This window comes from Enterobacter chinensis (genome assembly GCF_034008295.1).
Taxonomy (GTDB): domain Bacteria; phylum Pseudomonadota; class Gammaproteobacteria; order Enterobacterales; family Enterobacteriaceae; genus Enterobacter; species Enterobacter chinensis.
Window position 1 is genome coordinate 321649 of the sequence record NZ_JARDVI010000002.1, and the last position, 25734, is coordinate 347382.

Consider the following 25734-nt stretch of genomic DNA (forward strand, 5'->3'; position numbering starts at 1 on the left):
AGTAATTTAATCTTCATATGCAAGATGAGAGGCGAAATCATGATCTTCAATATTCAGCGTTACTCTACCCACGATGGCCCCGGTATTCGTACCGTGGTGTTCCTGAAAGGCTGCTCGCTGGGCTGTCGCTGGTGCCAGAACCCGGAAAGCCGCTCCCGCAGCCGGGACGTGCTGTTTGATGCCCGTTTGTGCCTGGACGGCTGCGACCTGTGCCAGCAGGCGGCACCGGGCTGTATCGAACGCGCGCTGAACGGGATGGTCATTCATCGTGAGAAACTTGATGACGCCACGCTCGACGCCCTCACCGACTGCTGCCCGACGCAGGCGCTCACCGTCTGCGGTGAAGCGCAGCAGGTGGAAGACATTATGGCAACCGTGCTGCGCGACAAGCCCTTTTACGATCGCAGCGGCGGCGGGATCACCCTCTCGGGTGGCGAGCCCTTTATGAACCCGGAGCTTGCACATGCCCTGTTTAAAGCCAGTCATGAGCAAGGTATCCATACCGCGGTTGAAACCTGTCTTCACGTCCCGTGGCGCTATATCGAGCCCTCTTTACCGTACGTCGACCTGTTCCTCGCCGACCTGAAGCACGTGGACGGTGAGGTGTTCAAGCAGTGGACGGACGGTTCGGCTAAGCGGATCCTGGACAACCTGAAACGCCTTGCCGCGGCCGGGAAAAAAATCACCATCCGCGTGCCGCTGATCCAGGGCTTTAACGCCGATGAAGCGTCCGTAACCGCCATTACCAATTTCGCTGCCGACGAACTCGGCGTCGACGATATTCATTTTCTGCCATACCACACGCTGGGCATGAACAAGTACACCCTGCTCGGCCAAGCCTACTCTGCCCCTGACAAACCGCTGGATAACCCTGCCCTGCTGGACTTCGCGCAGCAGTACGCCTGCCAGAAAGGGTTAACCGCGACCTTACGAGGATAAACTTATGACAACCCTGAATCTCAACACCCTCAGCGAGCGCATCAAAGCGCACAAAACGGCCCTCGTACATATCGTCAAGCCGCCGGTCTGTACCGAGCGCGCGCAGCATTACACCGAAATGTATCAGCAGCACATGGACAAACCGATCCCGGTGCGTCGTGCCCTGGCGCTGGCGCACCACCTGGCTGAGCGTACCATCTGGATCAAACACGATGAGCTCATCATCGGTAACCAGGCAAGCGAAGTGCGCGCCGCGCCAATCTTCCCGGAATACACCGTCTCCTGGATTGAGAAAGAGATCGACGATCTGGCCGACCGTCCGGGCGCGGGTTTTGCGGTGAGCGAAGAGAACAAGCGCGTTCTGCATGCGATTTGCCCGTGGTGGCGCGGCCAGACGGTGCAGGATCGCTGCTACGGCATGTTCACCGACGAGCAGAAAGGCCTGCTGGAAACCGGCATTATCAAAGCCGAAGGCAATATGACCTCCGGCGATGCGCATCTGGCCGTTAACTTCCCGCTGGTGCTGGAGAAAGGTCTCGACGGCCTGCGCGCCAAGGTGGCCGAACGCCGCTCGCGCATCAACCTGACGGTGCTGGAAGACCTGCACGGCGACCAGTTCCTGAAAGCAATTGATATCGTGCTGGACGCGGTGAGCCTGCACATCAAACGCTTTGCCGACCTGGCGCGTGAAATGGCCTCCACCGAAACCCGCGAAAGCCGTCGCGACGAACTGCTGGCCATGGCGGAAAACTGCGACGTGATTGCCCATGAGCCGCCAAAAACCTTCTGGCAGGCGTTGCAGCTGTGCTACTTCATCCAGCTGATCCTGCAGATTGAGTCCAACGGCCACTCTGTATCGTTTGCCCGGATGGACCAGTATCTCTATCCGTTCTACCGTCGCGACGTGGAGCTGAACCAGAGCCTCGACCGCGAGCACGCCATCGAGCTGCTGCACAGCTGCTGGCTGAAGCTGCTGGAAGTGAACAAAATCCGCTCCGGCTCGCACTCAAAAGCCTCTGCCGGTAGCCCGCTTTACCAGAACGTGACCATCGGCGGCCAGAAGCTGGTGAACGGTGAGCCGATGGACGCGGTGAACCCGCTTTCCTATGCCATTCTGGAATCCTGCGGCCGCCTGCGCTCCACCCAGCCGAACCTGAGCGTGCGTTACCATGCGGGCATGAGCAACGACTTCCTCGACGCCTGCGTGCAGGTGATCCGCTGCGGCTTTGGGATGCCGGCGTTTAACAATGATGAAATCGTGATCCCGGAATTCATCAAGCTTGGCATCGAGAAAGAAGACGCCTATGACTATGCCGCCATCGGCTGCATTGAAACCGCCGTCGGCGGCAAGTGGGGCTATCGCTGCACCGGCATGAGTTTTATCAACTTCGCCCGCGTGATGCTGGCCGCGCTGGAAGGCGGCCGCGACGCCACCAGCGGCAAGGTGTTCCTGCCGCAGGAGAAAGCGCTCTCTGCCGGTAACTTCGATAACTTTGAAGAGGTGATGGCGGCCTGGGATACCCAGATCCGTTACTACACCCGTAAATCCATCGAGATCGAGTACGTGGTGGATACCATGCTGGAAGAGAACGTCCACGATATTCTCTGCTCGGCGCTGGTGGACGACTGCATCGAACGCGCGAAAAGCATCAAACAGGGCGGCGCGAAGTATGACTGGGTCTCCGGCCTGCAGGTGGGGATCGCCAACCTCGGCAACAGCCTGGCGGCGGTGAAAAAACTGGTGTTCGATCAGGGCGTAATCGGTCAGCAGCAGCTGGCGGCCGCGCTGGCGGATGACTTCGACGGCTTGACCCATGAGCAGCTGCGTCAGCGCCTGATTAACGGTGCGCCGAAGTACGGCAACGACGACGATAGCGTGGACATGCTGCTGACGCGTGCCTATCAGACCTACATTGAAGAGTTGAAGCAGTACCACAACCCGCGCTACGGTCGTGGCCCGATCGGCGGTAACTACTACGCCGGGACATCCTCAATCTCTGCAAACGTGCCATTTGGTGCGGCGACGATGGCTACCCCGGACGGACGCAAAGCGCACACCCCGCTGGCAGAAGGCGCAAGCCCGGCGTCCGGTACGGACCATCTCGGCCCGACGGCGGTGATCGGCTCCGTGGGTAAACTGCCTACCGAGGCGATTCTGGGCGGCGTGCTGCTTAACCAGAAGCTGAACCCGTCGACGCTGGAAAACGACAGCGATCGCCAGAAGCTAATGGTGCTGCTGCGCACCTTCTTCGAGGTGCATAAAGGCTGGCATATTCAGTACAACATTGTTTCTCGCGAAACCCTGCTCGAGGCGAAGAAACACCCGGACCAGTATCGTGACCTGGTCGTGCGCGTCGCGGGCTACTCGGCGTTCTTCACCGCCCTGTCGCCGGATGCGCAGGACGATATTATTGCGCGTACAGAGCATACGCTTTAACGGTGTATCCCCTCTCCCTTGAGGGAGAGGGTTAGGGTGAGGGGAAATGCGCACGCTGATGCCCTCACCCCGGCCCTCTCCCACGGGGAGAGGGAGAAAACACTAAAAGCGGCAACTTCGGTTGCCGCTTTGCTTTTACTTTCGAATGAAATTAAATTTGTGCTCCCCGTCACCTTGTTATTAGAATGTTTCAAAACGCAGTGACCCAGGAGCGCAATGTATGACCGTAAAAGTTATCGTCACCGATATGGACGGAACTTTCCTTGATGATGCCAAGCAGTACGATCGGGACCGCTTTCAGGCACAGTTTGAGCAGCTTAAAGCCCGTAATATTGAATTCGTTGTCGCCAGCGGCAACCAGTATTATCAGCTCATCTCCTTCTTCCCGGAGCTGAAAGAGCAAATCTCCTTCGTGGCGGAAAACGGCGCGCTGGTGTTCGATCACGGCGAGCAAATTTTCCACGGCGAGCTGACCCGCCATGAATCGCAAATCGTCATTGGCGAACTGCTGAAAGACAAAGGGCTGAACTTTGTGGCCTGCGGACTGGAGAGCGCCTACGTCAGCGATAAAGCGCCGGACGCGTTCGTGGCGCTCATGTCCAAACACTATCACCGCTTAAAACGCATCAGCGATTATCACGACATCGACGACGTGCTGTTTAAGTTCTCCCTGAACCTGCCGGACAGCGATATCCCGAACCTGATCGACAAACTGCACGTGTCGCTCGACGGCATCATGAAGCCGGTCACCAGCGGCTTCGGCTTTGTCGATTTGATTATCCCTGGCCTGCACAAAGCCAACGGCATCAGCCGGTTGCTGAAGCGCTGGAATGTTTCCCCGCAGGCGTGCGTGGGTATTGGTGACAGCGGCAATGACGCAGAGATGCTGAAGCTGGTGAAATACTCGTTTGCGATGGGCAACGCGGCAGAAAGCATCAAAGAGATCGCCCGCTACAGCACCGACGACAACAATCATCAGGGCGCGCTGAACGTCATTCAGGCCGTGCTCGACGCCCATTCCCCGTTCGACGCGTAATCCTTTCCTCGCCGGAGCCTCGCTCCGGCTCTTCTCTTCTTTTCCATCCTGTGGCGCACGTCAAGTTTTTAAACTTGCATTAACTTATTTTTAACTTAAAGTATCACTTGTAGATACTTTTACTTTCGAATGAAAGATGCGAGGCAGTTATGACCTTTACCAGTGAAACCTTGCCGGCGGATCACAAAGCGGCAATCCGTCAGTTAAAACGTGAGTTACGCGCGCAGATCGGCGACGTGCAGGCGGTGTTCAATAAGCTAAGCGATAAAATCGCCACCCGCGTGGCGGAGATCAACGCCCTTAAAAATAAAGGCGAATCCGTCTGGCCGGTGATTCCGTTTGCCGATGTGAAAAACGGCACCATTACCGACGCACAGCGCGAAGCGGTAAAACGCCGCGGCTGCGCGGTGATTAAAGGTCATTTCCCGCGCGAGCAGGCCCTGGCGTGGGATCAGTCGATGCTCGATTACCTCGATCTCAACAAGTTTGACGAGGTGTATAAAGGTCCGGGCGATAACTTCTTCGGTACCTTAACCGCCTCCCGCCCGGAGATTTACCCGATCTACTGGTCACAGGCGCAAATGCAGGCGCGCCAGAGTGAAGAGATGGCGCAGGTGCAGTCGTTCCTGAACCGTTTATGGACATTCGAGAGTAACGGTAAGCAGTGGTTCAATCCGGATGTGAGCGTCATTTATCCGGATCGTATCCGCCGCCGTCCGCCAGGAACCACCTCGAAAGGACTGGGTGCGCATACCGACTCCGGCGCGCTGGAGCGCTGGCTCCTGCCGGCCTACCAGCAGGTCTTTGCCCGCGTGTTTGACGGCAACGTCGAAAAATACGACCCGTGGAACGCCGCGCACCGCACTGAAGTGGAAGAGTACACCGTGGATAACACCACCAAATGCTCCGTGTTCCGCACCTTCCAGGGCTGGACGGCGCTGTCTGATATGATCCCAGGCCAGGGGCTGCTGCACGTGGTGCCCATCCCGGAGGCGATGGCCTACATTCTGCTGCGCCCCCTGCTGGATGACGTGCCGGAAGACGAGCTGTGCGGCGTCGCACCGGGACGCGTGCTGCCGGTTTCCGAGAAGTGGCACCCGCTGCTCATCGAAGCATTAAGCAGCATTCCGGCGCTGGACGCGGGTGATTCGGTGTGGTGGCACTGCGATGTAATCCACTCCGTTGCACCGGTTGAGAACCAGCAGGGCTGGGGTAACGTGATGTACATTCCTGCCGCGCCGATGTGCGAGAAAAACCTCGCCTATGCGAAGAAGGTCAAGGAAGCGCTGGAAACCGGCGCGTCGCCGGGGGATTTCCCACGCGAAGATTATGAAAAGAGCTGGCAGGACCGCTTTACCGTGGCCGACCTGAACATCCACGGCAAGCGCGCGCTGGGCATGGTCTAACTGTCATACAACCCTTCCCGCTCAACGGCGGTGCGTCGTTTCCCCTGACGTATCCGCCGGACCGATTCCCGCACGGCCAGCGTGCCGTTAAGCAGCAACGTTCCCACCGGCGCGTCCGGGCGCATCAGCCGGTGCTGAAGCATATGCACCGCTTCCGTTCCCAGCTCATCGCGCGGGACATGCACCGCCGTTAATGGCACATCCTGAATCGCTGCCAGGTTAAAACCGTCGATGCTCATCACCGAGATATCCTGCGGTACGCGCAGACCGTGATGTTGTAATGCGCTAATGGTGCCCGCCGCCATAAAGTCGCCGCCGACCAGAAACGCGGTCGGCAAATCTTTCCCCTGCATTTCACTGAGCCAGCTGCTGACCACATGTTCCGTTTCGCGTGCGCTGAAGCTCGGCACCACCAGCAGATCGCGTTTATCGTTGAACGTCAGGTTGTGGGATTGCCACGCATCGCGGATCCCCGACAGGCGCTGTTCCATGGTGTAGCGTCGCAGGCAAAGCACCGTCATGACCTCGCGGTGCCCCATCTCAAACAGGTATTCTGCCGCCCGCTCGCCAATGGCGCGATGATCCGGCGCGACGGCCGGCAGGCGCATATGGCGGTCACGGCAGTTAATCAGCATGCAGGGTTTGCCCACATCCACCGCCAGATCGTGGATATGGGGATCGTCGATACCGAGCAGAATCGCTGCCTGCGTATCCGGCTCGTTCATGCGTGCCAGAAAAAGCTGGGCGTCGCTGTCGTTCTCTTCCAGCGCGCAGTAGCGTAACCGCACTTCGTGGGACGCCAGCCCTTTACCCACGCTCTGGATCACGCGGTAGTAAAAGATGTCCGATCGCTCATCAAACGCCCGCTGGGGCGCAAAGACAACGAGGCTGTTAAGCAGCAATCGTCCTGCCGCCAAACCGTCCATCACCCCCAGCTCCCGCGCGCATGCCAGCACCTTTGCGCGCGCTTTTTCACTGGTGTTCGCTTTACCCGCCAGCACCCGCGACACGGTGCTGATGGAGAGCTGCGTTCGGGCGGCAATTTCTGTGATTTTTAGCCTTTTGTCCATTTTGTGATCTGGCTCCATTTGCGAAATGAAAATTTTTTCATAGCGTATCTGCCAGGCAATAACTGACATAAAAGCCATCATGCCAGAGGGATAAGGTCAGTTATGAGAAATTTTGCACAAAATCCACTATTGCCCACTCATTTTCTCCCTTAAGGTGAACTTGTCACACAACTTCCATACTAGTTGTATAGCAACTTAAGCATTCTAAACGGATAGAAATCAAAGGCATAAAAATCTGTGTGACACCTGAACCTCCGTCCCCTTAGCGTCCGTCTTGTGGAGAGTAAAATGAGTCAGGACATCAATAATACCGTTGCGACAAGCAAGACCCGTCGCGTCATCAAGAACCTGCGCTGGTACGTGCTGGTGCTGTTCTTACTTGGCGTCACCGTTAACTACATCACCCGAAATTCACTCGGGATCCTCGCCCCCGAACTGAAAGAGAGCCTCGGGATCACCACCGAGCAGTACTCCTGGATCGTCGGCGCCTTCCAGATCGCCTACACCATTTTCCAGCCCCTGTGCGGCTGGCTGATTGACGTGATTGGTCTGAAGATTGGCTTTATGGTCTGCGCCGGGCTCTGGGCGCTGATGTGTATTTTCCACGCGGGTGCCGGAAGCTGGCTGCACCTCGCTATTCTGCGCTTCTTTATGGGCGCGTCTGAGGCCGCCGCCACACCGGCGAACGCCAAAACGATTGGCGAATGGTTCCCGAAATCAGAGCGTCCTGTTGCCGCCGGTTGGGCGGGCGTGGGCTTCTCCATCGGTGCGATGCTGGCTCCGCCTATTATCTACTTCGCGCACGCGTCGTTTGGCTGGCAGGGCGCGTTTATGTTCACCGGCGTTCTGGCCCTGCTGTGGGTGATCCTGTGGTGGGCGTTCTACCACAACCCGGAGCAACACCCGAACCTGGGTAAAGATGAGCTGGCATTTATCAAGCAGGATAACGAACCGCCTGCGGTGAAACTGCCCTTCCTGACCGCACTGAAAACCGTGTCGAAAAACAAACGTTTCTACGGTATCGCCATCCCGGCCTTTATGGCGGAACCGGCCTGGGCGGTGTTGAGCTTCTGGGTGCCGCTGTATCTCGCCAAAGAGCACGGTATGGATCTGAAGCAAATTGCGATGTTTGCCTGGCTGCCGTTCCTCGCCGCCGATCTTGGTAGCGTCGCGAGTGGCTACCTCACCCGTCTCTATACCCGCTGGTTCGGCTGCTCCCGCGTGAACTCGGTGGTGGCAAGCTCCGTGACCGGCGCGTTCCTGATGATCTCTCTGGGCATCGTGGCCATTACCCGCGACCCGTATATCACCATCGTGCTGATCTCCATCGGCGGTTTCGGGCACCAGATTATCTCCTGCATGCTGAGCGCCCTGGTCGTGGAGTCGTTCGATAAAGGCCAGATGGCGACGGTCAACGGCATGCGCGGCTCGGCGGCGTGGATCGCCAGCTTCCTGTTCTCTCTGTTAATCGGCGTGACCGCCGACAAAATCGGCTTTAACCCGCTCTTTATTGCCATGGGCTTCTTTGACCTGATTGGCGCTGTCTTCCTGGTAGCATTTATTGCTGAACGTCGCGCCAAGCGCGCCTGATAGTGGATGTATTGCATATGAAAACCCTGAAAAACTGGACCCTTGATACGCAGTCGGCGAACCATCTGGAACTGCTGGTCGATAACCAGCACCACCTGTGCCTGTACGTACTGGAAGAGAACCTGTTCCGCGTGCTGATCAAACGCAAAGGCGAGCTGGCGCTGGACCGCACCTGGAGCATCGCCCCGGGAAAAGACGTGCCGTGGGAAGGTCGCCATCGTGACGATTTAAGCGGTTTCACCTGCCCAACATGGACGCTGGTGCAGCAGGACGGCACGTTAACCGTGGCAACCGAACAGCTGCGCGTCACCGTGCACCAGCCGCTGTGGCTGGAGTGGCACTACCGCAATGACGCGGGCGAGTGGCAGCCGCTGGTCAACGACCGTCCGACCAGCGCTTATCTGCTCAACGCCCACGGCGACGGCGTGGCGCACTACCTGAGCCGTCGCAAGGACGAGCGTTTTTACGGTCTGGGTGAGAAAGCGGGCAATCTGCAGCGCAACGGTAAACGCTACGAGATGCGTAACCTCGATGCGATGGGCTATAACGCCGCCAGCACCGATCCGCTGTACAAGCATATTCCGTTCACCCTCACCCGCCGCGACGACGTGAGCTACGGGCTGTTCTACGACAACCTGAGCAGCTGCTGGCTGGATCTGGGCAACGAGATAGACAATTACCACACCGCCTACCGCCGCTGGCAGGCGGAAGCGGGCGATATCGATTACTACATCTTTACCGGCAAGCGCGTGCTGGACGTCACCAAGGCCTTCGTCCGCCTGACCGGAAAAACGCTGTTCGGGCCAAAATGGAGCCTGGGCTACAGCGGCTCGACTATGCATTACACCGACGCGCCGGACGCGCAAAACCAGCTGATGAACTTCATCCGCCTGTGCGAAGAACACGCCATTCCGTGCGACTCGTTCCAGCTCTCTTCTGGCTATACCTCGATCAACGGCAAGCGCTACGTCTTTAACTGGAACCATGACAAAGTGCCGCAGCCGAAGGTGATGAGTCAGGCGTTCCACGACGCGGGGCTGCGACTTGCGGCAAATATCAAGCCGTGCCTGCTGCAGGACCATCCGCGCTATAACGAAGTGGCGGAGAGCGGCTTGTTCATTCGCGATTCAGAAACCGATGCACCAGAACGTTCCAGCTTCTGGGATGACGAAGGATCGCACCTCGACTTTACCAACCCGCAGACGGTGCAGTGGTGGCAGAACGGCGTCACCACGCAGTTGCTGGAGATGGGCATCGATTCCACCTGGAACGACAACAACGAATATGAAGTGTGGGACGGGGAAGCCCGCTGTCACGGCTTTGGCAAGGAGATCGCCATCAAGCATATTCGCCCGGTAATGCCGCTGCTGATGATGCGCGCCTCGCTTGAAGCACAGCAACGTTTCGCGCCGGAAAAGCGTCCGTACCTGATCTCCCGCTCCGGCTGCGCCGGGATGCAGCGCTACGTTCAGACCTGGAGCGGCGACAACCGCACCAACTGGCAGACCCTGCGCTATAACATCCGCATGGGGCTGGGGATGAGCTTATCCGGTTTGTTTAACGTCGGGCATGACGTCGGCGGGTTCTCCGGAGATAAGCCGGATGCCGAGCTGTTCGTGCGCTGGGTGCAAAACGGCGTGATGCATCCGCGCTTTACCATTCACTCATGGAATGATGATTGCACGGTGAACGAGCCGTGGATGTATCCGGGCGTAACCCCTGCTATTCGCGGTGCGATTGAGCTGCGCTACCGCCTGCTGCCGTATCTCTACACCCTGCTCTGGCAGGCGCATGCTGATGATGAACCGATGCTGCGCCCGACCTTCCTCGACCACGAGCACGATGCGCAGACTTTCGAAGAGTGTGATGACTTCCTGCTGGGTCGTGACCTGCTGGTCGCAAGCGTGGTCGAGGCCGGACAGCGCGAGCGTCGCCTCTGGCTGCCGGATAACGAAACCGGCTGGTACGATTTTTACACCCACGAATGGTTCGCCGGTGGACAATCGATCGTCCTCGACGCGCCGCTGGAAAAACTGCCGCTGCTGGTGCGCGCCGGTGCCGGTCTGCCGCTCAGCGAGCGCATTACCCACGTATCCGCAGAAAAAGACGACACCCGTGAGCTGAAGCTGTTCCCGGTAAAAGGCGTCGGAACAACCTCTGGCATGCTGTTTGAAGATGACGGCGAAAGCTGGGGCTACCAGAACGGCAATGCGCTGTGGGTGGAATGGGAAATGGTGTGCGACGGAGCAACCATTAACCTGAAGGTGAACGCGCGCGGGGATTATCGTCCGGCGTGGAAAGCGCTGAAGGTGTCGTTACCGGCGGGGGAAAAACGCAAGCTGCTGGTGAATGGGGTTGAAGGGGAAGAGTGGATGCTCTGAACATTGCCGGGTGGCGGCTACGCCTTACCCGGCCTACAAACTGACCCGTAGGCCCGGTAAGCGCTAGCGCCACCGGGCAAGGTTTTTAGCCTTCGATCCCTTTACTACGCAGGTAATCTTCGTAGTTACCGGTGAAGTCCACCACGCGCTCTGGCGTAATTTCGATCACGCGGGTTGCCAGCGAGCTGACAAACTCACGGTCGTGAGAGACGAAGATCAGGGTGCCCTGGTACATCTCCAGCGCCATGTTCAGCGATTCGATAGATTCCATATCCAGGTGGTTGGTCGGTTCGTCCATCACCAGGATGTTGGGTTTTTCCATCATCAGCTTGCCGAACAGCATACGGCCCTTCTCACCACCGGAGAGCACTTTAGCAGGCTTTTTGATGTCGTCCTGGCTGAACAGCAGACGTCCGAGAATGCTGCGCACCGCCTGCTCGTCGTCGCCTTCCTGCTTCCACTGGCTCATCCAGTCAAAGACCGTCAGATCGTTTTCGAACTCATACTCGTGATCCTGCGCGTAGTAACCGATTTGCGCGTTTTCAGACCACTTCACGGTGCCGTGGTCCGGCTGCAGTTCGCCGACCAGGGTTTTCAGCATGGTGGATTTACCCACGCCGTTGGCACCCAGAATGGCAATCTTCTCTCCGACTTCCAGCAGCAGGTTGAATTTTTTAAACAGCGGGCCGTTCTCAAAACCTTTTGCCAGGGCTTCCACTTCCAGCGCATTACGGAACAGTTTTTTGTCCTGCTCGAAGCGGATGAACGGGTTCTGACGGCTGGAGGCTTTGACTTCGTCGAGCTTGATCTTGTCAATCTGACGGGCGCGCGAGGTCGCCTGACGTGATTTAGAGGCGTTGGCGCTGAAGCGGCTGACGAAGGATTGCAGGTCAGCAATCTGCGCTTTCTTCTTGGCGTTATCGGCCAGCAGACGCTCGCGCGCCTGGGTGGCCGCCGTCATGTATTCGTCGTAGTTGCCCGGGTACACGCGCAGCTCGCCGTAGTCCAGATCCGCCATGTGCGTACAGACCATGTTCAGGAAGTGACGGTCGTGCGAGATGATGATCATGGTGCTGTCGCGGTCGTTCAGCGTCTGCTCCAGCCAGCGGATGGTGTCGATGTCCAGGTTGTTCGTCGGTTCATCGAGCAGCAGAATGTCCGGGTTAGAGAACAGGGCCTGAGCCAGCAGCACACGCAGCTTCCAGCCTGGCGCGACTTCGCTCATCGGGCCGTAATGCTGTTCAACAGGAATACCCACGCCCAGCAGCAGCTCACCCGCACGAGATTCAGCAGAGTAACCGTCCATCTCACCGTACAGCACTTCAAGATCGGCCACTTTGTAGCCATCTTCTTCGCTCATTTCAGCCAGAGCGTAAATACGATCGCGCTCCTGCTTCACTTCCCACAGCTCTCCGTGTCCCATGATCACCGTATCAAGCACGGTGAACTCTTCGAAGGCGAACTGATCCTGACGCAGCTTACCGATGCGCTCGTTAGGATCGAGCGATACGTTGCCAAGCGTCGGCTCTAAATCGCTGCCGAGGATCTTCATAAAGGTGGATTTACCGCTACCGTTGGCACCAATCAGGCCGTAACGGTTGCCGCCGCCAAATTTGACGGAAATGTTTTCGAACAGCGGCTTACTGCCAAACTGCATAGTGACGTTGCTGGTAACTAACACGGGGAGATTCCTGCGAAAAATGTGATAAACACGGCATTATGCCACAATTCCGAATTGAGATCCCGTGTTGCGGCTCTCCACTAAACTTTAACAAAATCGAAAAAAGTGTGATTTCGTACACATCTGAATTCCCTGTTAGCGGGAATGCACATATAATGCGCTCCCATCACAGATTCAGACTTATTCAACTAATCGCCAGAGTGGCTCAGATACCTCGCATAACATGAACATGAAATTAACAACGCTTTTTGCGGCGGCGTTAGCCGTAGTAGGTTTTTGTAAGACCGCGTCTGCGGTGACTTATCCGCTGCCAACAGACGGTAGCCGTCTGGTGGGCCAAAACCAGGTGGTAACAGTTCCTGAAGGTAACTCTCAGCCACTCGAGTATTTCGCTGCGCAGTACCAGCTGGGTCTGTCTAACATGCTGGAAGCGAACCCGGGTGTTGACCCGTATCTGCCGAAAGCGGGTACCGTGCTGAATATTCCTCAGCAGCTGATCCTGCCGGATACCGTTCACGAAGGTATCGTGATTAACAGCGCCGAAATGCGTCTGTATTACTATCCGAAAGGCACCAACACCGTTATCGTGCTGCCAATTGGTATCGGCCAGTTGGGTAAAGACACCCCAATGAACTGGACGACCAAAGTTGAGCGTAAGAAAGCGGGTCCAACCTGGACGCCGACTGCCAAAATGCACGCGGAATACATTGCCGCGGGTGAACCGCTGCCAGCCGTTGTTCCGGCAGGCCCGGATAACCCAATGGGTCTGTACGCGCTGTACATTGGCCGTCTGTATGCTATTCACGGCACCAACGCTAACTTCGGTATCGGCCTGCGCGTAAGCCACGGCTGCGTACGTCTGCGTAACGACGACATCAAATTCCTGTTCGAAAACGTGCCGGTCGGTACGCGTGTGCAGTTCATCAACGAACCGGTGAAAGCGACGTCTGAGCCAGACGGCAGCCGTTACATCGAAGTGCACAACCCGCTGTCCACCAGCGAAGACCAGATCAACAACAACGAAATCGTACCGGTTACGCTGAACAGCGCGGTGCAGTCGGTGACCTCTCAGCCTGACGTAGAAACGACGATTGTTGATCAGGCCGTTCAGAACCGCTCCGGTATGCCAGTGCGTTTGAACTGATCAATCAGAATCATTAAAGTATCTAATAAGACCCCGAATCATCGGGGTCTTATTACTCCGCAATATCCACCACGCTCCTCTTTTCTGAACAGCAATTATTGCCGTAAGTCCCATTCTTGCCATTTTCTGCTAAGTCAGCGGGGTTACATCTGATCCTCTAAGTGTTATGATGCGCCTACTTATAAAATCAGTTTTATCTGTATTTATAGGGTCTTTTTTATTTCCTGGAGCACACTTAGTTCGATGATCAGCATTAACTTAACAACAACAAAATCGCGCCTTTATCTCTGTTCGCAAACAGTGTGGTCACTGGCGAACCAGAGTAAGAAGGTCGATCAAATTGTTGTGTGGGTCTCCAGCACACCTTATCTCAGTGACGAAGGCATCACTGAAGAACCTGAATGGGCGCAGAAAATTCGCCAGACGGGTACAAACCTGGTTTTTAAATGGGTTAAAAACACCGGGCCTTATCGTAAATTATTTCCGGCGCTACAAGCAGCAACCGAAGACGATATTCTGATTTATGCCGACGATGACGCTATTTATAACGAAGTTTGGGCAGAAACCCTGCTGGATGATTTTTACCGCCACAATCAGGAATATGTCGTTGCTGCACGCGTGCGTGAAACAGTAAAGAAGAAGAAAGAACTTCTTGATACCTATCGTAATTTTCCGCTTATAACCGTGCCGAAAGTTGTTGAGCAAAACTATATCATCACTGGCCTTGGTGGCGTTGTGCTCAAGAAAAGTATGATCCCGGAATATTTCCATTTTAACGAAGATTTTATTAAGGTCTGTCCTCGCGCGGATGATATTTGGATCAGTAAACTGATTCAGCTAACCAAAACACCAGTCTATGTTTCTGCGCAAAGTATTCGTTTTGTTCATGAAATAATCCATGATTATGGATTATCACGCGACAATACCAGCAAAATAAAACGTTCCTGGCTTCAAAAAATCCGTTTTACTTTTAAGCCTGGTCAAATCCAGCATCTGTGTCAGAACGATCTTTACATAAAAGACACGGACAGCTATTTCGAGTCATGCGCCTGAAAGTCTGATTATCCGTTATTCACGATCACGATCCCGCCGTGGTCGTATCGATAGTGACAGTGGGCATACTCCAGCGGTGTGCCATCCTCAAGATAAATCACCTGCTCCACTTCCAGTACCGGATCGGTCTGCTCGCAGACAAGATGTTGTCTGTCCAGCTCGCTCGGTTTTAGCGCCCGCACCACCCGATACGACCCCATAATTTTCAGCCCCAGCGTCTCCTGAACGTACTGGAACACTGAACCTTCAAGGTGGCTTTTCGTCAGGCCGGGCACCAGATTCATCGGCATTACAGTGGAATCCAGCGACATAGGTTCGCCGTTGAGCAAACGCAGACGGATAAAGTCATACACGGGCGCATCGGCGCTAATCATCAGCGACGCCTGTTCTTTCTCGTTCGGGAAGCGCAGTTCGAAATGCACCACCTGGCTGGTCACCTTACCCAGGTGTTCCCAGGTTTTGGTTGCGCCAAAGTAGTCGCTGCCGGAAAGATCCCACTGCGAGAGCTGGAGAAAATTTTTGCGGATGAACGTCCCCTGCCCCTGACGGGTGTAGACCAGTCCTTCGACGATCAGCTGGCGCATGGCCTGCTGAATGGTCATCCGGCTGGAGTTGAACTCCGCTGCCAGCGCAAACTGGTCCGGCAGTGGTTCATTGGCGGCGTACTGCTGGCTGATGATGCGTTTCTTAATTTCCCGCGCTATGGTGATGTACTTCGCCGCCATCGTCCTTCCTTTCAGTTAGTTTTCTATCCCGCTGTTTTTTAATGCCACTCTCTCGGCAATCTTGAGGAAAGGCAGGTAGAAGAATACACCAAATACGATGATTGCCAACTGCACCACCACCGCCCGCCAGTCCCCCGCCGTCGCCAGCCAGGCGCTCAGGATCGGGGGCGTTGTCCACGGGATCATCACCACACAGCGCGACATTAACCCCAGCGTGGTACATAGCCAGGCGAAGTAAATACCAATGGCGGGCAGCAGCACGAACGGGATCATCAGCGGCAGGTTAAACACAATCGGCAGACCGAAGATCACCGGCTCGTTGATGTTGAACAAACCAGGCGCCAGCGACAGACGCGCCACCTGCTTCGCCGACTTTTGTCGGGAGAAGATAAAGATGGCGATCAGCAGCGAGATGGTGCTGCCCGTGCCGCCCACCATGCCAAACGTCGGCACGAAGATGTTGTTGATGATATGCGGGATAGGCTGGCCGTTGGCAAAGGCCAGCATGTTTTCATTGGTGTTAATCAGCAGGAACGGCTCCAGCACCACGCTGTTCACCACCGACTGATGAATCCCTAGCGTGAAAAGGAAATTACCGAAGCTGTAGATAAAAATCGTCCCCGGCAGGCTGGTGTTGATCAGCCGCAGGGGCTGCTGGATAAAGGTCGTAATGAGATGGATCAGATCCGTATGCAGCACGTTTGCCAGTATGGCCGCCAGCACCGCAAACAGGGAGAGCGTGAGAATGGTCGGGATCAGCGCGGTAAAGGATTTGCTCACCGCTGGCGGCACGTTTTCACCGAGCGAAATGTGCAGCCTCTTCAGCCGCGAAATGGCGATAAACACTTCCGTGGAGAGCAGGCCAATCAGCACGCCGGCAAAAATCCCGGTGGAGCCGATATTGGCGAACGTCAGCACCTGGGTGACGTTCACCGTGGTATCGCTGCCGACGGGCGTAATCTGTAAGCGCATCGGCATCATGATAATAAAGCTGCTGACGGCGATAACCACTGCCGAGACCGGATTGTCGAAATCTTTGTTGCGCGCCAGCGACCAGGCAATCATCGGCGCCAGCAGCAGCGCGGCGATGTTCAGCGTACCGTTGATAATCGCCTCACCCCACACCTTGAAGTGCGCCAGCGTGTCACCGTGAAAAATCCACGGGAATACCACGTTGTTCACCAGCACCGCCAGACCGGCGAGGATGAAAATGGGCATCACCGTGGCGAAAGCGTCGCGCAGGGAACGCAGGTGCACCTGGTTTGCCAGGCGCGCCGAGAACTCTACAAATTTGTCGACAAAGGACTGCATATGCGGTGTTATTTTTGTTTCAGACATAGCGGATAGTTCCCATCAATCAGTCACAAAAACGGCCCGGCAGCGTACGGCTTACATCTCGCGTCCGTTGGTATGGATAACCTGTTTTAACCACGCGTAGCTCTTCTTCGGCACGCGCTTCAGGTCTTTCAGGTCATGGTTTTCACGGTTGACATAGACCACGCCGTAGCGCTTACGCATATCGCCCTGGGAGCTGAGAATGTCGATCAAGCCCCAGCCGAGGTAGCCGATCACCTCTGCCCCGTCTTCGAACATCGCCGCTTTCATCGCCTCGATGTGCGCCCGGTGGTAGTCGATACGGTAGGTATCCTCTATTGGGTTTACGCCGTCCCAGGACTCAATGACGCCAATACCGTTTTCGATCGGGAATACCGGCAGGCGCCAGTCGTTGGCGTAGCGGGTAATGATGGTGCGAAAGCCCAGCGGATCGATCTGCCAGTTCCACTCGGTGGCTTGCAGGTACGGGTTGTTTTTTTCACCGTGCAGCAGGTAGTAGTTAACCGGGGTATCTTCCGGGATCGCATCGCTGTCCAGCGTTTTACTGGCGTAATAGCTGAAGGCCATATAGTCGTTTTTGGTGCGCGCAAACAGAGCTAAATCTTCGGCGCGATAGATATCGCCAAAGCCTTCCTGCTCCACCACCGCCATCACCGCCGGGCTGTAGCCCTGACCGGCAAAGACGCGCAGCAGGTTCTGGTTGAGGAACTCGTCGTACTGCTGGGCACAGAAGATATCGCGCGGTTTGCAGGTGGCCGGGTAAATCAGCTGGTGCGCCAGCATACCGCCCATCAGCTGGCCCGGTTTGGTCTGGTGCAGGTACTCGGTGAGCGCCATGTGCGCCACCATGGTGTGATGCTGTAACTCGTACAGCTCGCGCAGGGTTTTCTCGCCTTTCATGTAGCCGGAAATGCGGAATGCTTCCGGCATATGGAAGATGTTCTGCTCGTTAAAGGTCAGCCAGTACTTCACGCGGTCGCCAAAGCAGTCGATCATCTTTTTGCCGTAGCGGATAAAGGCGTCCATTACCCGGCGGTCATTGAAGCCGTTGTACTCCTGCGCCAGCGCCAGCGGCATATCGAAGTGGTAGAGGCAGATCATCGGCTCGATGCCGCGAGCGATCAGATCGTCGATAAAACGGTCATAAAACGCGATGCCTTCGTCGTTAAACTCGCCGTCACCCTGCGGGCAGACGCGGCTCCATGAGATCTGGAAGCGGTAGCAGTTCATGCCCAGATCCTGCATCAGGTCGAAATCTTCCCGGTAGCGGTGGTAGGAGTCTGTCGCGACTTTCCAGTCGGAGATGTTCTCCCCGGCTTCCCGAATGTCATACACCGACATCCCCTTCCCACCCTCATTCCAGGCACCTTCCGTCTGCATGCTGGACACCGAGTTGCCCCATAAAAAGTTGGCCGGCAGCTGATTGTTCATGTTCCCTCCCTATATGACTAGTCATTTAAAATTTCATGACTAGTCATATAGGCGAAGATGAAAGGTCGATCAAAGAGGAGGATCGTTTTTTGTGAGCAATGCGGAAAAAAAGCCCCGGTAAGCGAAGCGCTACCGGGGCAAGGAAGGTTATTGTTGCGCGAGCTGATTGCGGCGATATTCCCCCTGCCGCTCCAGCATCCAGCCGGGATATTCGCGCGGCAGCGCGCTGACCGCATCAAGCTGTTTTAGCTCGTCTTCGCTTAAGCGGATCCCGGTCGCGGCGATATTGTCATCCAGCTGATCGACACGCTTGGCACCGATGATGACGCTGGTCACCGCTTTCTGGTGCAGCAGCCACGCCAGCGCGATTTGCGCCACGGAGACGCCTTTACGCTCGGCAATGATGCGCATCACATCCACGCAGTCGAAGGCACGTTCTTTATCCACCGGCGGGAAGTCAAACTCCAGACGACGACCACCGGCTTCACTCTGCCCGTCGCGGCCATATTTTCCGCTCAGCAGGCCACCCGCCAGCGGGCTCCAGACCATCAGCCCGACGCCTTCGCTCTGCATCATCGGCACCAGTTCGCGCTCCAGATCGCGTCCGGCGATGGTGTAATACGCCTGGAGTGATGCGAAACGCGCAAGGCCGAGACGTTCAGAAATACCGAGCGCTTTGGTGATTTGCCACGCCGCCCAGTTTGAAACGCCGATATAGCGCACGTGGCCGTGCTGCACCAGGTTATCCAGGGCGTATAGCATCTCTTCAATCGGCGTTGCGGGGTCGAAGCCGTGCAGCTGATAGAGATCGATATGATCGAGCTGCAGGCGGCGCAGGCTCTCCTTCACGCTGCTAATGATGTGATAGCGCGAGCTGCCGCGCGAATTCACCCCTGCAGTTCCCGTTTCGCCGAACACTTTGGTGGCAACCACCACATTCTCACGCGGGATTTTCAGGTTTTTCAGCGCCTGCCCGGTGATCTCTTCCGAGCGGCCTTCAGAGTAGACGTCGGCGGTATCGATGAAGTTGATGCCCGCGTCCAGCGCGCGGCCCACCAGCTGCTCGGCTTCATTTTGCTGGAGCTGGCCAATCTTGCCCCACATGCCGCCTTCACCACCGAACGTCATGGTGCCGAGGCAGAGTTCAGAAACAAACAGTCCGGTATTGCCCAGTTTTTGATAACGCATAAGTGATTCCTCGCATGTCGATTGGGTACCCGATAGTTATACCCGCCCCGCGCCCATCGCGAATGTGGCGTTCCTGTCCGTTTCTTGCCCAATCCTCTGAAAGTTTATCCGCGCGGGGCGTCGCCAAAGACGCTGTAGTCCGGTAACTGTACCTGCTGATACGGCTCCCAGCCTCCGCCAAGCGCCTTGTAGAGCGCGACCAGATCGAGCGCGCTTTGCACCTGCGCCTGGGCGCGCTGCTGCTGGGCCTGCGCCAGTTGACGCTGGGCGTCCAGCACGTCGATAAAGCTGGCGATCCCCTGTCGGTAGCTGTCGCTTGCCAGGTCGAACGCGTTTTGCAGCGCGTCGATGGTCTTCGCGAGGCCCGCTTCACGCTGCTGGTCGGTGCGATAGCTCACCAGCGCGTTTTCGACATCACCGAGCGCTGTCAGCACCGTCTGGCGATAGTCCAGCACCGCCGCCCCCTGCTGCGCACGCGCGACCTTCACGCTGGAGACCAGCCTGCCCCCCTGGAAGATAGGGATAGAGACCTGCGGGCCAAAGCTATAGAAATGGCTGCTCCAGTCGGTGAGCCAGTTGGTTTCGCTGTTTCGCAGGCCAAACTGCCCGGATAGGGTAAAGCTCGGAAACAGCTCCGCCACTGAAACGCCGATTTGCGCCGTGGCGGCATGAAGATTCGCCTCTGCTTCACGCACGTCCGGGCGGCGTCGCGCCAGCGTCGACGGAATGCCCGTTTGCACGATATCCGGCAGGTCTGGCATCGGCTGCACGCTTTGCAATTCCGCATCCAGCGCGCCGGGCGGCTTGCCGAGCAGGATCGCCAGGCCGTTCATCGCCTGCCGCTCCTGCGCCTGATACTGCGGCAGCTGTGCTTCAAGATTCCCCAGCTGCGCCCGGGCGTTTTCCACGTCCATCTGCGGCGACAGCCCGCCGCGCTGGCGGCTTTCGGTCAGATCCAGCGTCTGCTGGGCGCTTTTAATCTGGGTATTCAGCGTGGCGATAATGCTCTGCGCCCCGCGCAGCTGCAGCCAGGCGCGCGCCACTTCCGCTTCCAGCGACACCAGGGCGTCGTTACGCTGCTCTATCGCCGCCTTCTGCTGCGCTTCCGCCGCCTCCACCTGCCGGCGCACCTTGCCCCACAGGTCGATTTCCCACTGGGCGTCAAAGCTGCCCTGGTAGAGGTTGATCGGCTGCGTCAGCGGGCCTAACGCGCCCCGCAGTTCAGGGTCGACATTATCAAGCTGGTCATACACGCCGTGGGATTTCAGCTCACCTTCCAGGCCGAGCTGCTGACGCGTCGCCTGCAAATTGCCGTTCACCGACGGATAAAACGCCCCGCCCGCCTGGTTAATCTGTTCGCGCGCTCCCGCGATGCGCAGCACCGTCTGCTGCAGCGTCAGGTTTCCGGCGATGGCGCGTTCAACCAGGCTGTCGAGCTGCGGGGAGCCGAATGTTTTCCACCAGCGCGGGTTGGTCGCGGCTGAGATGGTTTGCGATTTCACCGTGCTGTCGCCCTTATCGTTCCAGTGCGTGACGGCAGGTGGCGCGGGCTGCTGATAATCCGGCCCGACGGCGCAGCCCGCCAGTAGCATCATTATCATCAGAGGGTGTAAACGTCTGTGTATCATCAATGTGCTCCTGCACTCCCCTCGCTCTTAACCGGCGAGAGCAACAAACAAAACGGAATCAATAACAAGGCCACCGCGCTCAGAATGGTGAAGACGTCGATGTAGGCCAGAAAGCGCGACTGCTCAATCATGGTCTGGTACATGCGCCCGGTGGCAATCCCGGTTGGGTCCCCCGCCTGGGTGGTGAAGTTCTGGATTGCCTGGGCGCTTTCGCGTATCGCCTGCTGGAATTGCTCGTTAAACGGCGAGGCGTGGTACGCAAGGTGCGCGCTGTGCGCCTGCGAGCGCTCGGTGATGGCCGCCGTCGACAGCGATATCCCAACCGAGCCCGCGACGTTGCGGAACATGGTAAATAACGCTGCGGCATCGGCGTTCAGCCGCCTTGGAATCGAAATAAAGGCAATGGTAGTCAGCGGCACAAACAGGAACCCGAGACCTATCGACTGGGCGCTGCGGAACAGCACCAGGGTTTCGAAGTCAATATCCGGGGTGAGCGTGCGCGACCAGAAGAACGACACCGCGAGACAGGTAAAGCCAAAGGCAATAATCCAGCGCGTCTGCACCACCGGCATCAGCTTCAATACCAGCGGGATCGTTAAGACGATCAGCACCGCCCCGGGCGACAGCACCAGCCCGGACCAGGTGGCGGTATAGCCCAGGTCCTGCTGCGCCAGCTGCGGGATCACCACCGAGCTGCCGTACAAAATCATCGCCATTCCTGCCATTAACAGGCTGGAGACGGTAAAATTTCGATCCTTCATGCAATGAAGATCAACCACCGGCTTTTTGGCATACACCAGCCAGTAGATGGCGCCGATAATGCCGACAAGCGTCAACACGGCGAAAGTGCGGGTAAAGTTCGAGTTAAACCAGTCTTCGTCTTCTCCCCGGTCGAGCATCACCTGCAGGCAGCCCAGCCCCAACGCGATCAGGCCGATCCCGGTCCAGTCGATGGTCAATTTCTCTTTTGATTTGCTCTCCCACGGCGGATCTTCCAGCAGCTGGTAAATCGCCAGCACCGTGACAATTCCCACCGGGATATTGATAAAGAACACCCAGCGCCACGAGTAGTTATCGGTGATCCAGCCCCCCAGCGTCGGGCCGAGGACCGGCGCAACGATGATCGCAATGGAGGAAAGCCCAAACGCTTTGCCGCGATCCTCGGGTTTGAAGTAGTCGAGCAGCACCGACTGCTGCGTGGGCTGGAGTCCACCGCCAAAAAAGCCCTGCATCACGCGGAACAGGATGATCTGCCACAGCTCGGTGGCGATCCCGCACAGGAACGAGCAGACGGTGAACATGACGATGCAAATCAGGAAGAACTGCTTGCGCCCAAACACTCGGCTCAGAAACGCAGAGATGGGCAGTACAATGCCGTTCGCGACCAGATAGCTGGTTAATACCCAGGTGGATTCGTCATAGCTGGACGAGAGCGAACCCGCCACGTGGGGCAGCGCCACGTTGACGATGGTGGTGTCCAGAATTTCCATGAACACCGCCAGGGTGACGACAATCGCCACCGCCCACGGATTACTGGCGGGTTTCCAGCTGTCGTGGCTGTGATCGGTCATTCCACCGTCACCTTCGGTGCAACCGACAGCCCAAGCGGCAGCGGTTTGTTCGGATCGAGGCCTTTATCAATCACGATTTTGACCGGCACGCGCTGCACTATTTTGACGAAGTTGCCGGTGGCATTTTCTGCCGGGAAGGCAGAGAAACGCGAGCCGCTGCCCTGCTGAATACTGTCAACGTGCCCCTCAAGTTCCATATCCGGCCACGCATCAACGGACACGGTGACCTTATCACCCGGCTTCATGCGCTCGAGCTGCGACTCTTTAAAGTTCGCCACCACCCACACGTTCGGGGAAACCAGCGAGAATAGCGCCGTTCCCGCCTGCACCAGCGTACCGGGCTGAACGTTGCGTTTAGTGACAACGCCGTCGAACGGGGCGCGAACTTCGGTATAGGAGAGGTTCAGATTTGCCGTTTCCAGCTGGGCTTTAGCCTGATCGACCTGACGCTCGCGCGCTTCAACGTTGGTTTCCTGCTGACGGATTTGCAGCTGTACCTGCTCCGCCACTTCCAGCTGCGCCTGGGCGCTAGCCAGCCCTGCCTGTGCGCTACGCAGTTGAGCGTTCGCGGAATCAATACTTTGCTGAGTGGTTGCGCGAGGGTCCACACCGCGCTGGCGACGATACTCAGCCTGCGCGTTCGCCAGATCGGCCTGCGCTTTTAGTACCTGTGCTTTGGCTTCGTCACGCTGCGCGGGATACTGCACTTTTGAGAGCGCGAGCTGCGCCTGGGCCTGGTGCAGCTGCGCGATGGCCAGCCCAAGCTGGGCCTGAGCCTGATCGCGCTGTGCGGTGGTATCGCGCGGATCGATGACCACCAGCAGATCGCCCTTTTTCACGTGCTGGTTATCGCGCACGCGCAGCTCGGTGACATAGCCTGCCGTTTTGGGGGCAATCGTCACCACGTCGCCGTCGGTAAAGGCGTCGTCAGTCGTCTCTTCGTTACGGGTTAAAAACCACCAGACGAGCGCCACGACGACCATTACCACCACGACAATGCCGAGGATAATTAACGGTTTTTTGCCCGGGCGCTTACGCTCATTATTGTTTTTGACCTGCTCGTCAGCAGGCGGATTTTGATCTTCAGCCATAGGTCAGCAACGGTCCTGTCAGTGAGCGGCATCACACAATGCCGTTCACTAAAGCTAGGACGTTGCTATACGTTTGCCAGGAAAAACTGACAAATTGCGCACTATATGAGAAGGAATATTCCGAAACCGATCGCCGCGGCCCATATCAGCATCGGGATCGACCAGAGATGGAAGCGCCACCAGATACGACGGTCGTTAGCCATCCGCAGGGCAATCAGGTTGGCCAGCGAACCGGGCAGCAGCCCAAACCCGCCAATGTTAACGGCCCAGGCCAGCAGGGTGTCCGGCGGAACATAGTTGAGCAGCAGAATGGTGGAAGGCACGTTGCTGATAAACTGCGACAGGCCAATTGCCGTCAGCCATAATTCCGGCTGAGACAGCGTACTGACGCTGTGCAGAACGTTTTGCAGCACCGGAAGCTGGATAAGGAGATGCACATCAATAAACATCGCCATAAAGACCAGCAAAAGCGTCCAGTCCACGCTCACCAGCACGCGACGCGCCAGCACGACAAACCCCGCAGCAACGAGCAGGACGCCCGCCAGTTCGTACTTCAGCTCCAGCGCGAACAGAAAGACAATGTATAACCCAAGACAGCTCCAGACCAGACGAGGCTGCCACTGCGGGCCGGTTGTTCCGCTGTGGTATTGCAGTTTTTTATCCGGAAACGCAAACCAGCAAACTGCCAGCAGCGACAGCATCATCGCCAGCGCCAGCGGGGCCATCTGCCAGGTGAACGCGGCGAACGACAGCCCGGAACGTCCCCAGAGAAGGATGTTTTGCGGGTTGCCGATAGGCGTTAACAACGAGCCTGCGTTGACGGCCAGTGCTTCAAAGATGATCAGCCGGCTTACCGGGATCTCGCAAAGCTTACGCAGCGTCAGCGTGAGGGGCACGATGATAAACAGCGCCACATCGTTGGTCAGAAACGTCGACAGTACCGCGGCGGAGAAAACCATAAACAGGGACAGCCTGCGCTCGGTGGCAAAGCGGCGCACCATTTTACGTCCCAGCACGTCGAAATAGCCGCTCAGCTCAACCCCTTTGGTGAGCATCATTAAACCGCTCAGGGTAATAATGGTGCGCCAGTCAATTGCGGCAGGCCAGGCGCGTGGCGCGAATGGCACAAAGAGGCTTAACCCTGCGCCAGTGAGTAATAAGAGATGGAAGAAACGATCGCGTGCCAGGGCCTGCAGTCCAGGGATTTTCATTCAGCGGAGGAACCATATTTAAGCGTAAATTCACGAAACTTCACCAGCGTCTCTTCGCTAACGTGGTGCTCCATTCCTTCCGCATCCCGGCGGGCAATTTCCGGGCTGACGCCCAGCACCAGTAAAAAATTCTCGACAAGCTGATGGCGCTCGCGGCTCTCCTGCGCGAGTTTCTCCCCTTCCGGCGTCAGAAAAACACCGCGCCAGGGGATCATTTCAATTAAGCCCACGGAGGCCAGACGTTTTAACATTTTAGCGACAGTAGGCTGCGAAACCCCCAGTCTGGCGGCCATATCGACCTGGCGCGCTTCACCAACCTCACGGATCAGATCGGAAATGAGTTCAACATAGTCATCAATCAGTTCACGCCGATGCGCTTCACGGACCTGGCGAAAACCTTCGACATGTTCTTCAACATTCACCAGTTGCGTCGTTTTCCTCATTGTCGGATTACCTGCGCGACGGTTCATTGTACTTCCTCAGTGGGGTGACGCTTCCAGCGCCCGGTTTCGAGAGCGCACATTGTAAACCATAGCTCTGCAAGCACAAAAAATTAACGAAATAGCCATAGCTATACAATATAGCCTGTGCTATATCTGTATGTAATGCAGTCACCCTTCACGGATCGAAGGGATCAAAAATCAGGAGGTCTTATGAACGAATTCAAGAGGTGTATGACCGTGTTTACCCACTCTCCCTTTAAAGTGCGCTTGATGCTGTTGAACATGCTGTGCGATATGTTTAACAACAAACCGCATCAGGACGACAAACCTTCCAACTAAGCGGCGTTGCGGTACGCCGCGTCATTTTCCCGTCA

Annotated in this window: 20 protein-coding genes; 9 read left to right on the forward strand and 11 right to left on the reverse strand. The window is 56.9% G+C overall.

Annotation, left to right across the window (positions count from 1 at the left end; all coding sequences use genetic code 11):
- The first annotated feature begins 39 nt into the window (after positions 1–39).
- From PYW49_RS06470 to PYW49_RS06485, 4 genes are all read left to right on the forward strand, one after another.
- The gene (locus PYW49_RS06470) at positions 40–939 is read left to right on the forward strand and encodes a glycyl-radical enzyme activating protein (protein WP_320386010.1); all 900 of its coding nucleotides are present in this window, start codon (positions 40–42) and stop codon (positions 937–939) included.
- 4 nt (positions 940–943) lie between these two features.
- Entirely contained in the window at positions 944–3376 is a 2433-nt protein-coding gene (locus PYW49_RS06475; protein WP_320386011.1) for a formate C-acetyltransferase/glycerol dehydratase family glycyl radical enzyme, read from the forward strand.
- Between the two features lie 220 nt (positions 3377–3596).
- A complete protein-coding gene (locus PYW49_RS06480; RefSeq protein WP_320386012.1) occupies positions 3597–4412 on the forward strand; it encodes a Cof-type HAD-IIB family hydrolase in 816 nt (271 codons plus the stop codon).
- A gap of 149 nt (positions 4413–4561) precedes the next feature.
- Positions 4562–5818 (forward strand): DUF1479 domain-containing protein, encoded by a 1257-nt coding sequence (locus PYW49_RS06485; protein ID WP_134349320.1) that lies wholly within the window; start codon positions 4562–4564, stop codon positions 5816–5818.
- Here PYW49_RS06485 and PYW49_RS06490 read toward each other — a convergent pair.
- Positions 5815–6957 carry a LacI family DNA-binding transcriptional regulator gene (locus PYW49_RS06490; protein ID WP_320386013.1) on the reverse strand — a complete coding sequence of 381 codons (1143 nt, stop codon included), beginning with the start codon at positions 6955–6957 and terminating at the stop codon, positions 5815–5817. The two genes, PYW49_RS06485 and PYW49_RS06490, sit on opposite strands and share 4 nt — an antisense overlap.
- A 219-nt stretch (positions 6958–7176) precedes the next feature.
- Between PYW49_RS06490 and PYW49_RS06495 the strand changes: the two genes are divergently transcribed.
- Complete coding sequence (locus tag PYW49_RS06495) at positions 7177–8478, forward strand: MFS transporter (protein WP_134349322.1); 1302 nt, start codon at positions 7177–7179, stop codon at positions 8476–8478.
- Positions 8479–8495: 17 nt separating this feature from the next.
- Positions 8496–10859: a glycoside hydrolase family 31 protein gene (locus tag PYW49_RS06500; protein WP_320386015.1), complete on the forward strand. Its 2364-nt coding sequence runs from the start codon at positions 8496–8498 to the stop codon at positions 10857–10859.
- An 85-nt stretch (positions 10860–10944) separates the two neighbouring features.
- Here the strand turns inward: PYW49_RS06500 and PYW49_RS06505 are convergent, their stop codons facing one another.
- On the reverse strand, positions 10945–12540 hold the full coding sequence (locus tag PYW49_RS06505) for an ABC-F family ATPase (protein ID WP_134349324.1): 1596 nt from the start codon (positions 12538–12540) through the stop codon (positions 10945–10947).
- A 223-nt stretch (positions 12541–12763) separates the two neighbouring features.
- On the opposite strand from PYW49_RS06505, the gene ldtB reads away from it, so the two are divergent.
- Both ldtB and PYW49_RS06515 read left to right on the forward strand, forming a co-directional pair.
- Entirely contained in the window at positions 12764–13684 is a 921-nt protein-coding gene (gene ldtB / locus PYW49_RS06510) for a L,D-transpeptidase (RefSeq protein WP_320386016.1), read from the forward strand.
- Between the two features lie 243 nt (positions 13685–13927).
- Positions 13928–14737 carry a glycosyltransferase gene (locus PYW49_RS06515; protein WP_320386017.1) on the forward strand — a complete coding sequence of 270 codons (810 nt, stop codon included), beginning with the start codon at positions 13928–13930 and terminating at the stop codon, positions 14735–14737.
- 8 nt (positions 14738–14745) lie between these two features.
- Here the strand turns inward: PYW49_RS06515 and PYW49_RS06520 are convergent, their stop codons facing one another.
- The 9 genes from PYW49_RS06520 to mntR all read right to left on the reverse strand — a co-directional run bounded on the left by PYW49_RS06520 (position 14746) and on the right by mntR (position 25387).
- Entirely contained in the window at positions 14746–15462 is a 717-nt protein-coding gene (locus PYW49_RS06520; RefSeq protein ID WP_320386018.1) for a GntR family transcriptional regulator, read from the reverse strand.
- A gap of 15 nt (positions 15463–15477) precedes the next feature.
- Complete coding sequence (locus PYW49_RS06525) at positions 15478–16800, reverse strand: PTS sugar transporter subunit IIC (RefSeq protein ID WP_134349328.1); 1323 nt, start codon at positions 16798–16800, stop codon at positions 15478–15480.
- A gap of 51 nt (positions 16801–16851) precedes the next feature.
- The gene (locus PYW49_RS06530) at positions 16852–18228 is read right to left on the reverse strand and encodes a glycoside hydrolase family 1 protein (RefSeq protein WP_134349329.1); all 1377 of its coding nucleotides are present in this window, start codon (positions 18226–18228) and stop codon (positions 16852–16854) included.
- Positions 18229–18375: 147 nt separating this feature from the next.
- Positions 18376–19416: an aldo/keto reductase gene (locus tag PYW49_RS06535; RefSeq protein ID WP_320386019.1), complete on the reverse strand. Its 1041-nt coding sequence runs from the start codon at positions 19414–19416 to the stop codon at positions 18376–18378.
- 104 nt (positions 19417–19520) lie between these two features.
- Entirely contained in the window at positions 19521–21044 is a 1524-nt protein-coding gene (locus PYW49_RS06540) for an efflux transporter outer membrane subunit (RefSeq protein ID WP_320386021.1), read from the reverse strand.
- Positions 21044–22615 (reverse strand): DHA2 family efflux MFS transporter permease subunit, encoded by a 1572-nt coding sequence (locus PYW49_RS06545; RefSeq protein WP_320386022.1) that lies wholly within the window; start codon positions 22613–22615, stop codon positions 21044–21046. The genes PYW49_RS06540 and PYW49_RS06545 overlap by 1 nt, the downstream gene beginning before the upstream one ends.
- Entirely contained in the window at positions 22612–23706 is a 1095-nt protein-coding gene (locus PYW49_RS06550) for an HlyD family secretion protein (protein WP_320386023.1), read from the reverse strand. The genes PYW49_RS06545 and PYW49_RS06550 overlap by 4 nt, the downstream gene beginning before the upstream one ends.
- Positions 23707–23807: 101 nt before the next feature.
- A complete protein-coding gene (locus PYW49_RS06555) occupies positions 23808–24917 on the reverse strand; it encodes an anion transporter (protein WP_320386024.1) in 1110 nt (369 codons plus the stop codon).
- Positions 24914–25387, reverse strand: a complete 474-nt coding sequence (gene mntR / locus PYW49_RS06560) for a manganese-binding transcriptional regulator MntR (RefSeq protein ID WP_134349335.1) — start codon at positions 25385–25387, stop codon at positions 24914–24916. Before mntR ends, PYW49_RS06555 begins: the two co-directional genes overlap by 4 nt.
- A gap of 183 nt (positions 25388–25570) precedes the next feature.
- Between mntR and mntS the strand changes: the two genes are divergently transcribed.
- Entirely contained in the window at positions 25571–25699 is a 129-nt protein-coding gene (mntS, locus tag PYW49_RS06565) for a manganase accumulation protein MntS (RefSeq protein ID WP_111963843.1), read from the forward strand.
- The last annotated feature ends 35 nt before the right edge of the window (positions 25700–25734 follow it).

Coding starts and splice junctions, on each gene's coding strand:
- PYW49_RS06530 (WP_134349329.1), bottom strand. CDS start 18,228: ATGAACAATCAGCTGCCGGCCAACTTTTTATGGGGCAACTCGGTGTCC.
- PYW49_RS06540 (WP_320386021.1), bottom strand. CDS start 21,044: ATGATACACAGACGTTTACACCCTCTGATGATAATGATGCTACTGGCG.
- mntR (WP_134349335.1), bottom strand. CDS start 25,387: ATGAACCGTCGCGCAGGTAATCCGACAATGAGGAAAACGACGCAACTG.
- PYW49_RS06545 (WP_320386022.1), bottom strand. CDS start 22,615: ATGACCGATCACAGCCACGACAGCTGGAAACCCGCCAGTAATCCGTGG.
- PYW49_RS06555 (WP_320386024.1), bottom strand. CDS start 24,917: ATGAAAATCCCTGGACTGCAGGCCCTGGCACGCGATCGTTTCTTCCAT.
- mntS (WP_111963843.1), top strand. CDS start 25,571: ATGAACGAATTCAAGAGGTGTATGACCGTGTTTACCCACTCTCCCTTT.
- PYW49_RS06535 (WP_320386019.1), bottom strand. CDS start 19,416: ATGCGTTATCAAAAACTGGGCAATACCGGACTGTTTGTTTCTGAACTC.
- PYW49_RS06490 (WP_320386013.1), bottom strand. CDS start 6,957: ATGTCAGTTATTGCCTGGCAGATACGCTATGAAAAAATTTTCATTTCG.
- ldtB (WP_320386016.1), top strand. CDS start 12,764: ATGAACATGAAATTAACAACGCTTTTTGCGGCGGCGTTAGCCGTAGTA.
- PYW49_RS06550 (WP_320386023.1), bottom strand. CDS start 23,706: ATGGCTGAAGATCAAAATCCGCCTGCTGACGAGCAGGTCAAAAACAAT.
- PYW49_RS06480 (WP_320386012.1), top strand. CDS start 3,597: ATGACCGTAAAAGTTATCGTCACCGATATGGACGGAACTTTCCTTGAT.
- PYW49_RS06475 (WP_320386011.1), top strand. CDS start 944: ATGACAACCCTGAATCTCAACACCCTCAGCGAGCGCATCAAAGCGCAC.
- PYW49_RS06500 (WP_320386015.1), top strand. CDS start 8,496: ATGAAAACCCTGAAAAACTGGACCCTTGATACGCAGTCGGCGAACCAT.
- PYW49_RS06515 (WP_320386017.1), top strand. CDS start 13,928: ATGATCAGCATTAACTTAACAACAACAAAATCGCGCCTTTATCTCTGT.
- PYW49_RS06470 (WP_320386010.1), top strand. CDS start 40: ATGATCTTCAATATTCAGCGTTACTCTACCCACGATGGCCCCGGTATT.
- PYW49_RS06485 (WP_134349320.1), top strand. CDS start 4,562: ATGACCTTTACCAGTGAAACCTTGCCGGCGGATCACAAAGCGGCAATC.
- PYW49_RS06525 (WP_134349328.1), bottom strand. CDS start 16,800: ATGTCTGAAACAAAAATAACACCGCATATGCAGTCCTTTGTCGACAAA.
- PYW49_RS06495 (WP_134349322.1), top strand. CDS start 7,177: ATGAGTCAGGACATCAATAATACCGTTGCGACAAGCAAGACCCGTCGC.
- PYW49_RS06520 (WP_320386018.1), bottom strand. CDS start 15,462: ATGGCGGCGAAGTACATCACCATAGCGCGGGAAATTAAGAAACGCATC.